Genomic DNA, 17,054 nt, shown 5'->3' on the forward strand with positions numbered 1-17,054 from the left:
GTACAATGAGGAAATTGAAGCTATTTTAACTGATATGAACGACATTGTAGAGTCTAATGAAGATACTGCTTTTGTGAAGCAAATACGTCTTATTGAATCCTTTAAAGGTGCTGGTTTTCTTTCTGCTGTTAGCCTTATGTGTGAAATTGGGGACTTTTCTGCTTTTAAATCACCTAAACAACTCTTTGCATATTTTGGCTTAGATCCAGCTGTTAAACAATCAGGTAAATTTAACGGTACCGATGTTAAAATGTCAAAACGTGGCTCTAGGATTGCCAGAAGAGTAATACATACCATGGCTTTAGTTAGTATTGCTCTTAATCGTAATGGTTCTGCTAACAACCCTGTTTTACGTAATTATTACCTTAAAAAGTGTCAAAGCAAGCCTAAAATGGTAGCCCTCGGAGCTATTATGCATAAAGTGTGCAATATTGTATTTGCAATACTTCGTGATGAAAAGGAATTTAAAATCATCACTCCAGAAGAACATCAAATCAATTACTTAAAAGCGAGATGCGACATCGCTGCATAATGTAATTCCATATTTTATTTTTCTGTTTTTTGATAACATTTCAAAAGGCTTATTAAAGTTATCTTTTTTTAGCTATGATAATTTTAAATTGTCATCAAATATTTTTTAAATTCTTATTGACAATTCTTAGCTGGACTTATATTGTTTTATATTTATGATTAAATGAGTAGATACGCATATACTTATATTTCTTACTCCTTTGTCATTTGCACTTATTCTTATTTATTACTTCATTGCAAATGCAGTCATCTTTCCCACTAGTTAAATCCTCCCAGAATATTTTTATCTTTTTTGCTACTTGGTCATTAAGTGAATACTTTACCCAAGATCCATCCTTTCTGCTACATATAAGATTACACTCTGTTAAGATTTTCATATGATATGAAAGTGTAGACTGACTTATTTGAAAATAATCTAAAATATCGCAAGCACACATTTCATTGCAAGACAACATCTCAACGATCTTTAAGCGAGTCTCATCAGATAATGCCTTAAACACTACTGTATATTCTTTATAATCTACCATTGCTTTACTCCCATCTCAAAACATATCGAGATTTATCGATATGTTTATTATATGAGCCATATCGATAAATGTCAATATGTTTTTATATTCATCCATATAGCCCATATATTAGAGACTGTTAATTGTCCCTTACGCTTTCATTTCTCCTACTCTCTTGCTTTTTTTAATATACCCACAACTTCTTCAGTTTTAAGAACCTTGCCATATGAGACAACCTTTCCATCAATAACTAGAGCAGGGGTTGTCATCACACCATATGATGCTATTTGAGAAAAATCGGTTATATGATCAATTGTTGTGTCCATGCTAAGTTGCTGGAGAGCCTCTTTTGTTGCTTTCTCAAGTTGGTTGCATTTTGTACAACCAGTTCCAAGTACCTTTACGAAAGCACCTTCTATCTTTGTACTCTTAGCTTTTGCTATGCTTTCGGCATCACAGTTACCTCCACAGCAATTTGAATCTTTTTCCTTTTTCTTTCCAAAATTAAATAATGCCATCATTAATCTCTCCCTTATTTAATAATTTGAAATTTCAAATATTACTTCATATATCAATGATTGTATTAAAATATCATTCTATTCTAAGAATAGTTCGTAATATCCCATATTATTAAAGGATATTTACTCTAATATACTATTATCTCTAAATTATGAATGGCTCAACGATATTAAAAAAGTACCCTACTATTATTATGCCTACTGCACAAATCCCAATAAAAATTGAAAGCAGTTTAGGTTTTACTGCCTTACTTAGCATTATCAATGAAGGCAATGATAATGTGGTAACTCCCATCATAAAAGAAAGAACAACCCCTAGTTGAGCACCTTTGCTTAATAATGCTTCTGCAATGGGAATGGTCCCAAAAATATCAGCGTAAATGGGAATACCTATAATTGTTGCCAACGGAACGGCTAATGGATTACCTGCCCCTAAAACTCCTACGACCCATTCTTCTGGAATCCAGTTATGAATTACAGCACCTATTCCAACTCCCACTAATATATAAGGAAACACTTTTTTAAATGTGTCGATCACCTGCTCTTTAGCAAAAATTATGCGATCGTGTTTTGTCAGTTCAGGAGATTCAATGTCTACACTTCCTCCTTGAGAAATAAAGCCTTCCACGTATTCTTCCATATTCAGTTTTTCTATAATGCTACCACCGATAATAGCAATAATTAAGCCAAGTACCACATAAAGTACAGCTACCTTTGCTCCAAAAATGCTCATTAGAAGGACAAGAGATCCTAAGTCAACCATTGGCGAGGAAATAAGAAACGAAAATGTTACCCCAAGTGGTAATCCTGCACTAGTAAAACCCATAAATAACGGAATAGAGGAACAAGAGCAGAAAGGTGTAACTGTACCAAGCAAGGCAGCAACGGTATTGGCTCCAATTCCATGGAAACGTCCTAGGATCTGTTTAGTCCTCTCTGGGGGAAAGTAACTTTGAATGTAAGAGATGATAAAAATTAGTGAACAAAGCAGTAGTACAATTTTAATCGTGTCATAGATAAAAAACTGCACACTAGCAATCCAACGGTTAGAAGTATCCAAGCCTAAAACTGATAATCCATTGCCAATCACCTCGTTTAACCACTTCATGCCAAGAATTTGATTTTGTATAAAGTCCCAAATTGCCTTAATTGCGTTCATTTTATAAATGCCCCCTTTTAATGTTTAATAATAAAACAATCACATCGAAATATTTGGATTTATAATACTTACAGAAAGCCATCTTTCGATGGCTACTTCGTTTATCATCAGCTTTACTACTGAACTCAATAATTACAGTATCATAGTAGCTAAAAAAACATTATATAAATCCTTTCATATGCTTTGCACCTAACTCTTGTTCCTTAATTAGTAAATGTTGCTGGGGAGTGAAAGGTTCCCCATCTTCAATGATTTTTTCAATAAAATAATTGCAATCCGTCAAAATGTTTTCCCCCAATGTAAACGCCTTTTTAAACTTCGCACATTCAAACTTATTTTGCTCAACTACTCCAGCAATGCCACAATATTCGCACTTTTTAATCATGTTTAACCCTCCCTTTAATTTTAAAACTAAGTGTAATTTAGTTCATATGGTAAAACTATGATGCTATATAATAATCTTATAGTATGATACTATAATTATCTTATCGTTCTATGATAAATACTAGTTAGCAATTTAGTATCTTCTTAAGTTCATCTAATTTACCATCATGTTTATTTTCGTGGATGGAACGACATTGTTGTACTTGCAATTCACCTACTATTAGTTTTGATGCAAATGCAACACATGTAGATTCTCCGCATCTTTTACAATTTGTTTTTGGTAAATATTTATATATATCTAATACAGAAGGCTTTTTTCGCATCTCAAATAGAGGTACTATTACATCTCTTTTTTTGTAAATGTCATTAATCAAATTCTTAATATAGTCACACATTTCATATGCATCTGTTTCATTTATAATTTTTGAAACTGAAAGTGTTTCACTAGAAAGTGTAATTATTTTTATTCCTTGATTAAACGTTAGATTTTCTGTTCTATGATTGTATTGAGCAATTTTTATCTCTGCATTCAGGTAAGGGAGAATTTCTGAAATATTTCTAGAAAATGCAGCTTTAAATCTCATTTTATTTGCATCTGCGGTGCAAGGTTCAATAAAAATAACGTTTACCTCTTCTAAATACATGCTTTTCACTCCATTCATGCTATTTATTAATTTTCTGAAGTGCTTCTATTAAAAAATCAATATCTTTCTTCTCATTAAAATAGCCGATTCCAATTCTACAAGTTCCTGTTGTTTTTGTGCCAATAATCTCATGTGCTGTAGGGGCGCAATGTAATCCTGCTCGAATCATTATTCCAAACTGTCGACCTAATTTATAAGCTACTTCATCACAAGATTTATCCTTTAAATTAAACGAAATTACACCAATAATTTTTTCACTATCTTGGGGACCATAAACAGTGATACCTTCAATTTCATGTAATTGATTAAAAGCATATTCTAACAATTCTTTTTCTTTGTGGTAGATTTTATTGACTCCAACCTTTTGTATGTATTTTATCCCTTCACCCAAACCCACAATCCCGGGAACATTTAGCGTTCCAGATTCTAATCTATTTGGATAGTAATCAGGTTGGTACTCATAAGTAGAGTCTCCTCCTGTTCCCCCAGATTTGATAGGCTTAATATCACCCTTCCAATTTATAACAAGTCCTCCTGTGCCCATAGGGCCAAGGAGCCCCTTATGTCCTGTAAATGCCAACAAATTAATATTATTGTCTATTACATCAATCGGGTATACCCCTGCAGTTTGAGCTGCATCCACTAGGAAAGGAATCTTGTACTTTCTACAGATTTCTCCAATTTCCTTAATTGGTTGGAGCGTTCCTAAGACATTGGATGCATGATTAAATACTACTAGCGCAGTGTCTTCACAAATTGCATTTTCAACCTCGAAAGGATTTGTAAAGCCTTCTTTACTACAGGGTACAACTGAAATAGTTATTCCAATATCTCTCTCTAATGTCTTTAAACAACGCCATACAGCATTGTGCTCTATGGAACTAGTAATAACATGATCACCTTTATTAAGAATTCCTTTTAAAGCTACATTTAATGATTCAGTAGCGTTTAAAGTAAAAATAACTTTTTTGACATCGTTAAAATGAAATAAATCTGTTATCCCTTTTCTAACTTGATAAATCAACATATCTGATTGAATGGCCGTTTCATAAGCGCCTCTACCGTAGGTAGCACCTATATCCATCATAAAATTAGTCATGGATTCGATGACTTTTTGTGGTTTAGGATATGAAGTTGCTGCATTATCTAAATAAATACCCATTAAACTCATCCTTTACGTATACTATCAATTATTAATTATCAAGAAAAGATTTAATAGCTTCAACTACATGCTCCAACTCTAACCAATAGATACAAAAGTACCTTTAAAATGTCTTGATTATTTACTATTTATAAAATTATTGTTTATACGTTGTTAATTATAAATATTCCATGTCTATACTCCTCCTTCAACAGTGAAACGATTACATCCAAATATTTAGATATATAACGCTTATAGAAAGCCATCCCTAGATGGCTGTTTTGTTTATCATCAGCTAATATTAGAAATCACATCGTTTGTTGTAATAATTTTAAGTAGATCTATGGCAGAAATACTACCCTCTTCACTTATCCAATAATGTGTCCATTTGCCCTCTTGTCTGCTATCAACGATGCCAGATTCGCATAAAATTTTCATATGGTATGATAGGGATGATTGTGGCATATTAAGTTGTTCCTCTAAAACACAAGCACATTTTTCACCACTACGAAGTAACGCAAGTATTCGTAAACGTCTTTCATCACATAAGGCTTTAAACACTTTTGCCTGCTCTTCATATGTCTTCGTCAAGCTCTCCACCTCACATTCAAAATTGTTGATATGATAAGTATATGCCTCAAATTAGTTTTTGTCAATATTTTCAAAAATCAATTCTCTATTTCTTCAAACTCTACTGTCCTATAAAATTCTATTCTTTCCTCTAAAGTTGGATGAGTGTGGTACCATGTTTTATATATATTAGATGGGCGCGGTAAGCCAAGACTTGTTTGAGTGAGTTTTTCCATGGCGCTAACCGCAGACTCTCTGTCTTCTGTTAATGAAACTTCATATCGATCCGCCTCGATTTCCATACTGCGAGATACGTAGGTTGAAATGGGATTGGATAAAAATGAAAATAGGTTAAGCATTATAATCAACAAGGGAATGGATGCGTAAGTACCTACATCTTTAAAGCCAAAAGTCCCATTATATAATTAAGTATTCATGTTGCGCTGCGGTACACTAAGTAAAGAATTAAAAATTCTTCTACCCCAACTTTTGAGAGCAAACCTTCAATCTGTTGGCAAAGTCTGTCATCTTCAATTGACGTGTACTCATTAAGAATAGGATCAATTACTAGTGGTGAGATAAATGTCATAAAAATCGTAAAGGGTATAATGATAAGAGCTATTTTAAACCACCAAGTTTCGGTAAGCTTATAAATAATAATATATGGAACCCATAGAAATAATGAGATAATCAAATTATTGATTATAAATCCCTTTATATTTAATTCAAACCACCTTAAAAAACTTTGATACGTCAGGCCGTATTTATTCTGTAGCTTTTTATTCATTTACTCATCTTCTATTATATACTCTTATATCAAAACAAAATTTATCAATGTCATCAATTTCATTTTAATTATTTACAATCCTCTAAATATCTATATATGAGTGATTATTGTATAATATTACATTATAGCTAATTATTTCATCAAAAACATCGGCCTGTTTAAATAGATAAGTAGAGCTTGCTGTCAATTCAAGTTTTCCATCTTCATTAACCTGCTACATTCCATTGACAAGATAATAGATATCCCTCATATTGACAGGGTAACAGTAGACATTGCATAGGGTGGCTGTACATGATTGTAATTTATCATGATTGAGGTAAATAATTTATCATCTACCTCAACCCTATCGATTTACTTTATTAATTCTACTCTATTATTTAATTTAGAAACATTTAAGAATCTTACCACTTACCTGCATTCATATGTCCTGCAAGTTCCGTCTTGCATCTCTGTTTGATTACCCAGGCTTCATCTTTTGCTTGAGTAAAGGCTGCCACGCACTTAGGATCTAGATTATCATCAATGCCTTTTTGGGAAATTTTAATTATTTTTTCTGCTAGAGTAATGATTTCTATATGAATTCCATTGGTTTTATCCGAGCTATAGATTTTATCAGCTGCCTCTTTCGCTAGCTCCTCGAACTTCTCTGCGCCAACATGACATTTAGGGCACTCTTCTGGAACACTATCTCCCTCATGAACATATCCGCAAACACTGCATTTAAATAGCTTTTTCATTAAAAATCCTCCTTCAATTCGTAGATAAAAATTACTATACCCTAACGCATTGATTTTATTCAATTTCAATTCATGCAAAAATTCTTGTCCGTAGCGTCACTTTAATCCGTTATAGATTTTGCCCTACCTACAATACCACCTTAAAACAAGACTTTAATAATGACTTTCTTCAACCTATAATGTATAATAACTTGTAAATTCACGGAATATAAAATGATTAAATATATGTCAAAAAATTTCTAAGGATATTATAGAACATGAAAACAATAAAGGAAATATTTAATTTACACAAGGGTGATATTGTATCAATTGTTGGTACAGGTGGAAAGACTACTTTACTATATCAATTAGCTAAAGAGTTAAAAAATGATTATAATGTATTATTGACCACAAGTACTAAAATAATCAAACCCTTGAAAGGAACTTGTGATTTTCTTTATACGAGCATAGAAGATTATCATATGAATCATAAAGTGAACAAAAGTAGTAGTATTACAGTAATTTCTAAGGGTATTATTTTAGAAAAAAATAAGCTCATTGGAATTGACGATAATGATCTAGAATCCGTAGCTCATGATTTTGATATGGTCATTATAGAAGCCGATGGATCCAAAAGCTTGCCATTAAAGGGATGGAAAAATCATGAACCTGTAATATTAGAAAAAACGACAAAAACCATAGGGATTATCCCTGTAAAAGTTCTAGATAAAAACATTAATGAGGATATGATTTATGGTTTCGAAGAATTTCAGAAATTTTCTAAAGAGAAGAAAATTATAGATAATCAATTAATTGGGAGAATTTGTTCTGATTGTAATGGGATATTTAAAAATTCTAAAAAAGAATTATACCTTTATATCAATCAAGTAGATTCTGCGGAGGATTTAATAAGAGCAATAAGCTTATCAAATTATTTAAGAGAGAATATCATAGGTAAACCTTTTTACTTCAAGATATGTATTGGTTCATCAGTAAATGGTATATATTATGAGTTTAATTGAGGAGAATATAAATGCAGAACGAAATTGAATTTTGTAAAGGCGGAGGTTGTACAGCCAAATTAGGACCAGAAATTTTGTCTTCCGTTTTAGACAAACTCCCTAAAAGGAAAGATGCGAACTTACTTGTAGGTTTTGACCATTCAGATGATGCTGCTGTTTACAGGCTGGCTGATAACTTGGCTATTGTACAAACACTAGATTTTTTTCCTCCAATGATTGACGACCCGTATATATTTGGTCAAATAGCGGCGGCTAATGCATTATCTGATATTTATGCAATGGGCGGTGAGGTAAAAGTTGCATTGAACATTGTCTGCTTCCCTGAAAAAATGGACTTAAATATATTGGGGAAAATTATGCAGGGTGGGAATGAGAAAGTAGATGAAGCTGGCGGTATCTTAGCGGGAGGTCACTCTATAAATGGCGAAGGTGTAAAATATGGTCTTTCTGTGATAGGCATCATCGATCCAAATAAGATATACAAAAATAATGGATGCCAAGAAGGCGATCTGCTTTTGTTGACAAAACCACTAGGTGTAGGTATTGTCTGTACAGCTCATAGAGTAGGTAAAAGCTCTAAAGAAGCCATAAATTTAGCCATAGAATCTATGACAATGCTTAATAAATACGCTGCAGAAATTATTCAAAGGTATGATGTTCATGCTTGTACAGATGTTACAGGCTTTAGCTTATTAGGACATTTATATGAAATGATAGGAAATGATTTTGGTGCAGATTTAGACAGTTTGCAAATCCCCTATATTCCAGAAGCATTGCATTATGCCAATGAGTTTTTTATAACGGCAGCAGCTCAAAGAAATAGAAATCATTTGACAAGCAAAGTAGAATTTTTCAATATTCCATTTGCGTTGGAAGAAATCCTCTTTGATCCACAGACATCTGGAGGACTCCTGATAAGTTTACCACCTGAACATGCAAAAAAGGCATTACATGAAATAGAAAAATTAGGATTGCCTTGCAGTATAGTAGGCAGAGTCACAAAAAAACACAATAAAATTGTTGTAAGATAAGGAGTACAAAAGTGAATAAAACATTAGACTTCAAAGGAAAAGCATGCCCTATCCCTGTTGTTGAGACAAAAAAAGTCTTATCTTCCCTAGATGAAGGAGATATAGTTGAAGTAATCGTGGATAATTTTATTGCTATACAGAATTTAAATAAATTAGCGCAACAGACTAAGAGCAATTTTTCATATAAAAAAGTTAATGAAGATAACTATATAGCAGAATTTGTAGTTTCAGCGAAGATAAATGCGAAAGCGGATTTAGAGATAGAATGTAATCTAAATTCAAATATATCAAATACAATAGTAGTTCTTTCTTCCGATAAAATGGGAGAAGGAGATGAGAAACTAGGCCATATTTTAATGAAGGGATTTATTTACGCCTTAACAGAACAAGAAGTTCTCCCCAAAACAGTTCTCCTTTACAATAATGGAGCTAAATTATCTGTAGAAGATTCAGATTCACTTGCCGATTTAAAGCTGTTGGAGTCACAAGGAGTTGAAATCATGACGTGCGGCACTTGCTTAAATCATTACGGATTAACGGAAAAACTTGCAGTTGGAACAGTTACAAATATGTATGTAATTTCAGAAAAACAAATGCAAGCAGGAAAGATCATTCAGCCATGAAAAAGAGCCATTTAATAGTAGTCAGAGGCGCAGGTGATATCGCAACAGGAGCAATTCAAAAATTAATGAGATCTGGATTTCCTGTCATGTGTACAGAAATATCCAAACCATCAGCCATACGGAGATATGTTGCCCTAAGTGAAGCAGTATATGAAAAATCATGGACTGTTGAAGATATTACTGCTGTTCATGTCAAATCTGTCTCTGAAGCTTGGGTAGCAGTAGAAAGTGGGAAGGTTCCAATAATTGTAGACCCTAATTGCAATATACTTAATGAAGTAAAACCCATGGCTGTAGTAGACGCTATATTAGCTAAAAAGAATCTAGGTATGAAAAAGGGCATTGCACCAATAACAATAGCTCTTGGACCGGGTTTTACTGCAGGTGTGGACGCAGATATGGTCGTTGAAACCATGAGAGGACATAATTTAGGTAGAATCATTATGGAAGGTTCAGCCATGCCTAACACTGGTATACCTGGTATTATTAGCGGATTTGGAAAAGAAAGAGTAATTCATGCTTCTTCGGCAGGTACAATTCATAATGTGAAGAAAATCGGTGATACGGTGATAAAAGGTGAAACAATTGCAACAATTGATCGACAGCCCGTTTTAGCATCATTAGATGGAATCTTGAGAGGGTTAATCAGAGATGGGTACGAAGTAACAAAAGGATTTAAAATTGCTGATATCGACCCTAGAAATGAAGTAAAATCTAATTGCTTCACTATTTCCGATAAGGCAAGATGCATTGGTGGATCTGTATTGGAAGGGATTCTAATGTTACACAAGAAAGCGGCTGGGACACTTTAGCCATCAGCTACCACCCGCCAGTGCTAAGGTCGAATCTCACAGGTCAAAGATTCAACTATATTATAGATGGTTTATATATAAGTTAAATTCAAAAGTAGGACTTTCTAATGCATGAAAAAAATGAAGGGATAGGTTGAAATCTATGATTTACTTGGATCATGCAGCAACTTCATACCATAAGCCTAAAGAAGTAGCTGAAGCTGTATATAATGCAATACAAGGTGTGGGAAACTGTGGTAGAGGGGCCCATGGTGCTTCTTTAGATTCTAGCCGCATTATTTATAAAACTAGAGTTGCTTTGTCAAGCTTTTTTAATGTGAAAGACCCTTCTCGCGTTGTCCTCACTTCAAATGCAACAGAAAGTTTAAATATCGCCATTCAAGGTTTACTTAAACCAGGTGACCATTGTATTTCTACCACTGTTGAGCACAATAGCGTTTTGCGCCCTCTCTATCATATGGAAAGCTGTGGGGTAGAGCTTACATTAATTCCTGCAGATCAAAAAGGATGCATTTCAATAAATGATATGGAATCAGCCATTTCATCAAAAACTAAGGCAATTGTAATAAATCATTCTTCTAATGTTACGGGTAATGTGATAGACATTGAATCAATAGGAAGACTATGCTATAAACATAAGCTTTTGTTTATATTAGATGCTTCTCAAACAGCGGGTATCATTCCCATTGATATGCAGAACAATAATATATCCGCCCTTTGTTGTTCTGGCCACAAGAGTTTGCTTGGACCACAGGGTACCGGTGTACTTTGCCTAGCAAAAGAAGTAAGTCCTACTCCCCTACTATTTGGGGGTACTGGTGTAGATAGTTTTTCTAAAAAAATGCCACCTAAACTTCCAACATCCCTCGAAGCAGGAACATTAAATACCCACGGTTTTGCAGGGCTTTTGGCCTCAATAAACTATATCGTTCATTACGAACAAATTAATATTTATAATAAAGCAAATGATTTTGCACAATATTTTATTGAAAAAGCATCTCGTATCCCTGGTATAACGATATATGGCGATTTTAACGCACTCGTTAGAACTCCAGTGGTTTCTCTAAATATTAGGGATACGGATTCTGGAATAATATCCGATGAATTATATGATCGTTATGGAGTAGCTGCAAGAGCTGGTATGCATTGTGCACCAGGAGTTCATGAAGTATTTAATACAGTAAATCAAGGTATGGTTCGATTTAGCTTTTCACATTTTAATACAATTGAAGAAGTAGAGGCTGCAATAGACGCATTAAGAATGATTGAGGAGGGAATACTGTGAGACCAAAAGAGTTACAATGCATTGTCACATTTAATACAACAACAGAGGCAATTGCATTTGAAGAAACGGCTAAAAAATGTGGCCTTGAGGGAAGATTAATTCCTGTGCCTGTAGTGATTACTTCAACTTGCGGTCTTGCTTGGCGTGAAAATATAAATAACAGGGCAATGGTGGAAGATATTCTAGAAAAACATAAAATAGGTTATGGTAAAATCTATAAATTGGAAATATGAATATTGAAAGCGCCTTCGGCGCGTTAAACTATAGTTGAACAATGGTTAAACAGTAGTGTTAGTTCTTAATCTTATTGAGGCTAAAATAACATATAGAAATATAGCACTTTCCTATATGTTAAACAAAAATAGCGAGGCTACCCTCGCTATTTTTGTTTTGATTTTATTAAAAAAAAGTTCTACTTTGACCCTAGCCCCTGCCCAATGTCATCCTTGAGCGCAGCGAAGGATCTTGACCCTAGAGGAATACCCTAATACAAGCGACTAAAGCGCCATATGCGCGCTTATAGAAGCGATAAATCCCCCACAGTATCGATATCTGATAACTCTTTCGGCGAACGAACCATGATTTTCTGTAAATCATCCAAGTGATTCTTCATGACGATTTTTCCACCAATGTCCCCTTTTAGCTTTAATAGCTCTTCTAGGTATTTTCTAGAAAATAAGGAAGGGTTTCCATAAAGGTCAGGACTAGCGGCGCAGATAATACCCTTGTCACTATCTTCAAAGGCTGAAACGATCTTTTCAAGGGTATCTAGTTGAAGAAATGGCATGTCACAGGTTACAAAAAGATATCCATCAGCACTCAAATCACTTTGTAAGCCCAGTTTTATGGAACTAGATAATCCTAAATAGCTATTTTCATTATGGACAACTGTTACTTTGCTATCTTTAAGCTGTTCTGCAATGACTGGGTATTGAGTTACGACGATTGTGCTATTCAGGTGTAGCTTAAGTACTTTTTCAACAGTGTGAAAATACATCGGTTTCCCCTTGACGGGATATAGCAATTTGTTTTCAATAAACCTTTCGCTATAACCAGCTGCAAGGAGTATAGCATTTACTTTCCGCCTCATTTTTTCTTGTTTTCTAACATGCCCATTACAATCTTCTCGCTTGTGATAGGTAACTGGCGAATGTTCACTTGAGTGGCATTGTATACTGCATGGGCGATAGCAGGACTTGGGGTATTGATGACAATCTCTCCGATAGATTTTGCACCAAAAGGACCTGTAGGCTCATAACTGCTTTCAAATTCAACTCGAATGTCTTTCACATCTAAACGAGAAGGGATCTTATACTGTAAGAAGGAACTGCTAGTTAATCTTCCCTTTTTATCATGGGTTACATCTTCGTATAATGCCATACCAATTCCCTGCATGATGCCCCCTTCTACTTGAATTCGTGATAAATTCGGGTTGATGACCGTTCCACAATCGACTACAGCCACATAATCGATGATATCCACTTTTCCTGTCAATTTATCGACTTCAACTTCCACTACTCCTGCCATAAAGGGCGGCGGTGAAGTAGGAGAATAATGGGATTCGCTAGCGGTTATATAATTGTTTTCCCCTACTAAGCTGAAATTTGCAATATCTTTCAATGAAATGCTCTTATCGTCTTCTAAGGAAAATACGTTCTTTCCATCAAATTCTACCTTCTCTACTGGAATCTTTAATAGCCTTGCACCCTCAGAAAGAATTTTTTCCCTCATAGACTTGCAAGTCTTGACCACTGCCATTCCTGTAATATAAGTGGTACTTGAAGCGTAAGATCCAGTATCATATGGCGAAAGATCTGTATCTACTCCGTGAACAACAATATTTTCTAAATCGCATTCTAATATATCAGCGGCCATTTGGGAAAGTATGGTATCACAGCCGGTACCCATGTCGGTAGCTCCAATCATTAAGGTGTAGAAGCCATCATCATTTAACCTAATCTCTACTGCTCCAACGTCTACATTAGAAATTCCTGAGCCTTGCATGGCGACTGCACAACCTACAGAGCGAATTTTATCTTTTCCTACTTCTCTGTAGGGATATTTATTATCCCAGTCAATCATTTCCTTTGCCTTGATTAAGCATTTGTCTAAGTGGCAGCTGTTTAGTACTTCGTTGTAGTACGCTGGCATCTTATTTCCAACTTGCTCATGGGTGAGCATGTTTTTCATTCTCAATTCAGTAGGATCCATATTTAGCTTTGTTGCCAACTCATTGACTGCACATTCAAGTGCAAAAATCCCTTGGGTTGCTCCATAGCCTCGATAAGCTCCCCCCCACATGGTATTGCTGTAAACAACATCAAAATCAAACTTAAAGGCATTCACTTTGTTGTATATGGTCATCGCTTTGTGTCCAGACAATCCTACCGTAGTAGGACCATGATCTCCATAAGCACCTGCATTCCACAATGAATACATGTGAATGGCTTTGATATTCCCATCGTCGTCAGATCCTAATCGGATAGTAATCTGCGCTTCGTGGCGAGGGCTACCATTTGTAAAACTTTCCTTCCTGGTATAAATCATCTTTGCAGGTTTTCCCGTCTTCATGGTTACTAATGCCGGGTACAATTCGCTGACTACGGATTGTTTTGCCCCAAAGCCACCACCTATTCTAGGTTTGATGACACGAATTTTAGATTTGGGTATTTCTAAAGCATTTGACAGTATTCTCCTTACGTGAAAGGGAACTTGAGTGGAGCTAATGACGTTAAGCCTTCCATAGGCATCAATGCTGGTATGGGTACGGAAGGTCTCCATCATAGTCTGGCTGTTTGCCTGGGTATGATAAGTTTCCTCGATGATATGGGTGCAGTTTTTGAATTGTTCTTCTACATCACCGTATTCACAACTCTCGGAAGAGCAAAGGTTTCGATTATTATCTGCCCCAATATCTACCAATGATTTAAAGTCTTCCTCCGGATGGATTAGTACTTCGTTATCCTTCGATTTTGTGAAATCTAAAAGAGGTTCTAGTACTTGGTACTTTACCTTTATAAATCGCAATGCCTTATCTATGCTTTTTTCGTCCCAACCAGCCACAATCGCTACTGGATCGCCTACGCATCGTAGTCTTTTATCTAGAATTAACCTGTCATAAGGGCTTGGCTCAGGAAAAGATTGACCTGCATTCGTAAATCTAGACTGAGGAGCATCTTTGTATGTTAATATACACTCAATACCTGGCAGTTTAAGGGCCCGATCCGTATTGATTTCCTCTACTAGTGCATGAGCATGAGGACTCCTGAGAAGTTTTACAATAAGGGAACTCCCAGTAGTAATGTCGTCCGTATAAACAGGTTTTCCGGTGACTAAAGACATGGCATCTTTTTTTCTGACGCTTTTATTTACAACCTTCATAACATTACACCTCCTTTTTACTTTGCAAATAGTTCTTTATGGCCCGCAATTGACCTACATATCCTGTACATCTACATAAATTTCCTACCAAATACTTCTTAATTTCCTCTTCAGTTGGATTTGTCAGCTCGTTTTTCATAGCGATTACGTTCATGATAAAACCTGGACTACAGAATCCACATTGTTCAGATCCCTCATCTGCCATAAATCCTCCGATTTCTAGTGCGTCCTTTTCTACGCCTTCAAGAGTTGTCACATGTTTCCCATTTGCCCTAATGGCAAGCGTAGAACAAGAAAGCACTGGTTTGCCATCTAAAAGCACTGTACACAAACCACAATTTGAAGTTTCACAACCTCTTTTTATACTGTAAAAGCCTTTAGACCTTAACCATTCTAGGAGTGCAATATCAGGCGAGACATCATCTGTAAATTCCTTTTCATTTATCCATAATTTAATCTGCATGATTTCCTCCTAAAAGTATCTCTTCTATATTTCTACGTATAAAAACATCAGCTAAGATCGAACGGTATTCCTTACTGCCTCGATCATTAGAGCCTAATACGATCTTATCTTTCACTACATTTATTATTTCGTTGATTTGTTCCTCATGTAGATTTTCACTAAGTTCCAGGCTAATTAGCTGGGCTTTCGCAGGTCGAGAGCCGAGCACTATGTTCCAAGTGTTTCCAGTATTTGATACTGCACAGGCAAGGATAGGTAAATCGCTAACGCTCTTTCTTTGGTTTACGTAGGCAACTTTTCTATTGTCTTTTTTTATAATAATCTTCACTAAGATATCATTATCTCGAGGCATATCCATAAATTGAGATAGGGAAACAATTCCTCCCTTGTATAACTCCACATACGTATCTAAAGCTAATAGCACTGTCAAGACATCTGAAAATCCAAACCTTGAAAATACAGTTCCCCCAACAGTGGCCCCGTTTCTAAACTGAACCCCTACGATGCTTTCAACAGACTTTTCTATGATGCCGTTAAAATATTTCTTCAAACCTGAATGCACTTCAAGATCCCTTAAAGTACACATAGCACCAATATAAAAGCGATCTTCATCCTCCTCAATCTTGTGTAAATCAAGGGCGGATAAGTCGATGGCTTTTCCAATCCTTTTTTTTCCCATCTTAAGCCACATGATTCCTCCGAGAATCACATTTCTTCTGCTTTGATTTAGTTCATATGCTTCTTCTAAGCTTTCTGCTATGACGTATTGATCAATAGTAAACAAAAGTTTCACTCCTTTCAACTTTTGAACTGGATAAATATATTCATTCTATTTGATATTTTATTTTTACCCTAAAATAATACCATTAACAAACGAATTATACTTGATTCAACAAATAAGTTCAATGAAAAAGCTTAATCATACACAAAAAAAACATGAACAATTTTCTATCATGAATGAATTTCGTTCGGAAACGCACCTCAAAAACCTTGACGCAATAAAAAAATTAATGCATAATTATTGAGGTCAATTAGATGTTTAAACGCATAATTTTGTATCATCAGGAGGATATAATGAATCAAAATAATAATTCGTTAATTTATCAACTCAATGGAAAGCCGCCAATAAAGACGGCTTTACCCTTAGGTTTGCAACATGTTCTTGCCATGTTCGTTGGCAATGTGACTCCAATTATCATTATCTCAAATACCTTGAGATTGCCTGTAGAACAAAAGGCATTTCTTATCCAATGTGCTATGTTCGTTGCGGGAATTGTATCCTTAATTCAGGCTTATCCAATAGGGCCAGTTGGTGCAAAATTGCCTATCGTCATGGGCACTAGTTTTGGATTTCTCCCTGTTTGTATTGCTATTGCAGCCAAGTATGGTCTTGCTGGAGTTCTTGGAGCTGGTTTGGCGGGAGGAGTTTTCCAGGTTGTTTTGGGTTTCTTTTTAAAGCGTATTAGAAAGTATTTTCCACC

General features: G+C 35.2%; 21 protein-coding genes and 1 pseudogene. 8 read left to right on the top strand and 14 right to left on the bottom strand.

Features of this window, described 5'->3' with window-relative positions:
* Positions 1-532, top strand: a 532-nt coding sequence (locus tag Q7P22_RS00970; RefSeq protein ID WP_303859676.1) for a transposase, incomplete at its 5' end; no start/stop codon positions are given.
* A gap of 202 nt (positions 533-734) precedes the next feature.
* Here Q7P22_RS00970 and Q7P22_RS00975 read toward each other — a convergent pair.
* The 10 genes and pseudogenes from Q7P22_RS00975 to Q7P22_RS01020 all read right to left on the bottom strand — a co-directional run bounded on the left by Q7P22_RS00975 (position 735) and on the right by Q7P22_RS01020 (position 6,977).
* Positions 735-1,058 carry a metalloregulator ArsR/SmtB family transcription factor gene (locus Q7P22_RS00975; protein WP_113921437.1) on the bottom strand — a complete coding sequence of 108 codons (324 nt, stop codon included), beginning with the start codon at positions 1,056-1,058 and terminating at the stop codon, positions 735-737.
* Between the two features lie 146 nt (positions 1,059-1,204).
* Entirely contained in the window at positions 1,205-1,555 is a 351-nt protein-coding gene (locus tag Q7P22_RS00980) for a thioredoxin family protein (protein ID WP_303859701.1), read from the bottom strand.
* Between the two features lie 145 nt (positions 1,556-1,700).
* The gene (locus tag Q7P22_RS00985; protein WP_303859677.1) at positions 1,701-2,714 is read right to left on the bottom strand and encodes a permease; all 1,014 of its coding nucleotides are present in this window, start codon (positions 2,712-2,714) and stop codon (positions 1,701-1,703) included.
* Positions 2,715-2,874: 160 nt separating this feature from the next.
* Positions 2,875-3,099, bottom strand: a complete 225-nt coding sequence (locus Q7P22_RS00990; protein WP_242981764.1) for a hypothetical protein — start codon at positions 3,097-3,099, stop codon at positions 2,875-2,877.
* Between the two features lie 124 nt (positions 3,100-3,223).
* Positions 3,224-3,760, bottom strand: a complete 537-nt coding sequence (locus tag Q7P22_RS00995) for a (Fe-S)-binding protein (protein WP_303859678.1) — start codon at positions 3,758-3,760, stop codon at positions 3,224-3,226.
* A gap of 1 nt (position 3,761) precedes the next feature.
* Positions 3,762-4,904 (bottom strand): aminotransferase class V-fold PLP-dependent enzyme, encoded by a 1,143-nt coding sequence (locus Q7P22_RS01000; RefSeq protein ID WP_303859679.1) that lies wholly within the window; start codon positions 4,902-4,904, stop codon positions 3,762-3,764.
* A 270-nt stretch (positions 4,905-5,174) separates the two neighbouring features.
* Entirely contained in the window at positions 5,175-5,474 is a 300-nt protein-coding gene (locus Q7P22_RS01005) for a helix-turn-helix transcriptional regulator (protein ID WP_113921301.1), read from the bottom strand.
* Positions 5,475-5,551: 77 nt separating this feature from the next.
* A pseudogene (locus Q7P22_RS01010) lies at positions 5,552-5,842 on the bottom strand (M48 family metalloprotease); the annotation flags it as partial.
* Positions 5,843-5,886: 44 nt separating this feature from the next.
* Positions 5,887-6,240 (bottom strand): hypothetical protein, encoded by a 354-nt coding sequence (locus Q7P22_RS01015; protein ID WP_303859680.1) that lies wholly within the window; start codon positions 6,238-6,240, stop codon positions 5,887-5,889.
* Positions 6,241-6,641: 401 nt separating this feature from the next.
* Positions 6,642-6,977, bottom strand: a complete 336-nt coding sequence (locus Q7P22_RS01020; protein WP_303859681.1) for a rubredoxin-like domain-containing protein — start codon at positions 6,975-6,977, stop codon at positions 6,642-6,644.
* Positions 6,978-7,234: 257 nt separating this feature from the next.
* Between Q7P22_RS01020 and yqeC the strand changes: the two genes are divergently transcribed.
* The 6 genes from yqeC (at position 7,235) to Q7P22_RS01050 (ending at position 11,962) form a co-directional block, all read left to right on the top strand.
* Positions 7,235-7,978: a selenium cofactor biosynthesis protein YqeC gene (yqeC, locus tag Q7P22_RS01025; protein ID WP_303859682.1), complete on the top strand. Its 744-nt coding sequence runs from the start codon at positions 7,235-7,237 to the stop codon at positions 7,976-7,978.
* An 11-nt stretch (positions 7,979-7,989) separates the two neighbouring features.
* The gene (gene selD, locus Q7P22_RS01030) at positions 7,990-9,009 is read left to right on the top strand and encodes a selenide, water dikinase SelD (RefSeq protein WP_303859683.1); all 1,020 of its coding nucleotides are present in this window, start codon (positions 7,990-7,992) and stop codon (positions 9,007-9,009) included.
* A gap of 11 nt (positions 9,010-9,020) precedes the next feature.
* Positions 9,021-9,632: a sulfurtransferase-like selenium metabolism protein YedF gene (gene yedF, locus Q7P22_RS01035; RefSeq protein WP_303859684.1), complete on the top strand. Its 612-nt coding sequence runs from the start codon at positions 9,021-9,023 to the stop codon at positions 9,630-9,632.
* Positions 9,629-10,444 (top strand): selenium-dependent molybdenum cofactor biosynthesis protein YqeB, encoded by an 816-nt coding sequence (gene yqeB, locus Q7P22_RS01040; protein ID WP_303859686.1) that lies wholly within the window; start codon positions 9,629-9,631, stop codon positions 10,442-10,444. The genes yedF and yqeB overlap by 4 nt, the downstream gene beginning before the upstream one ends.
* A gap of 142 nt (positions 10,445-10,586) precedes the next feature.
* The gene (locus tag Q7P22_RS01045; protein WP_303859688.1) at positions 10,587-11,729 is read left to right on the top strand and encodes an aminotransferase class V-fold PLP-dependent enzyme; all 1,143 of its coding nucleotides are present in this window, start codon (positions 10,587-10,589) and stop codon (positions 11,727-11,729) included.
* Positions 11,726-11,962, top strand: coding sequence for a DUF3343 domain-containing protein (locus Q7P22_RS01050; RefSeq protein ID WP_113921291.1), 237 nt, complete (start codon positions 11,726-11,728; stop codon positions 11,960-11,962). The genes Q7P22_RS01045 and Q7P22_RS01050 overlap by 4 nt, the downstream gene beginning before the upstream one ends.
* A 284-nt stretch (positions 11,963-12,246) precedes the next feature.
* Here Q7P22_RS01050 and Q7P22_RS01055 read toward each other — a convergent pair whose 3' ends face one another.
* The 4 genes from Q7P22_RS01055 to Q7P22_RS01070 are packed head-to-tail and all read right to left on the bottom strand — an operon-like array spanning position 12,247 to position 16,357.
* Positions 12,247-12,819, bottom strand: a complete 573-nt coding sequence (locus Q7P22_RS01055; RefSeq protein WP_303859690.1) for a nucleotidyltransferase family protein — start codon at positions 12,817-12,819, stop codon at positions 12,247-12,249.
* Positions 12,816-15,110 carry a xanthine dehydrogenase family protein molybdopterin-binding subunit gene (locus Q7P22_RS01060; protein ID WP_303859692.1) on the bottom strand — a complete coding sequence of 765 codons (2,295 nt, stop codon included), beginning with the start codon at positions 15,108-15,110 and terminating at the stop codon, positions 12,816-12,818. The genes Q7P22_RS01055 and Q7P22_RS01060 overlap by 4 nt, the downstream gene beginning before the upstream one ends.
* A gap of 4 nt (positions 15,111-15,114) precedes the next feature.
* A complete protein-coding gene (locus tag Q7P22_RS01065; RefSeq protein ID WP_303859694.1) occupies positions 15,115-15,573 on the bottom strand; it encodes a (2Fe-2S)-binding protein in 459 nt (152 codons plus the stop codon).
* Positions 15,563-16,357: a xanthine dehydrogenase family protein subunit M gene (locus tag Q7P22_RS01070; RefSeq protein ID WP_303859696.1), complete on the bottom strand. Its 795-nt coding sequence runs from the start codon at positions 16,355-16,357 to the stop codon at positions 15,563-15,565. The genes Q7P22_RS01065 and Q7P22_RS01070 overlap by 11 nt, the downstream gene beginning before the upstream one ends.
* Before the next feature lie 290 nt (positions 16,358-16,647).
* Here Q7P22_RS01070 and Q7P22_RS01075 point away from each other — a divergent pair.
* The coding region (locus Q7P22_RS01075) for a solute carrier family 23 protein (protein ID WP_303859699.1) at positions 16,648-17,054 on the top strand (407 nt) is incomplete at its 3' end.

This window comes from Alkalibaculum bacchi, assembly GCF_937875145.1.
Taxonomy (GTDB): Bacteria; Bacillota; Clostridia; order Eubacteriales; family Alkalibacteraceae; genus Alkalibaculum; species Alkalibaculum bacchi_A.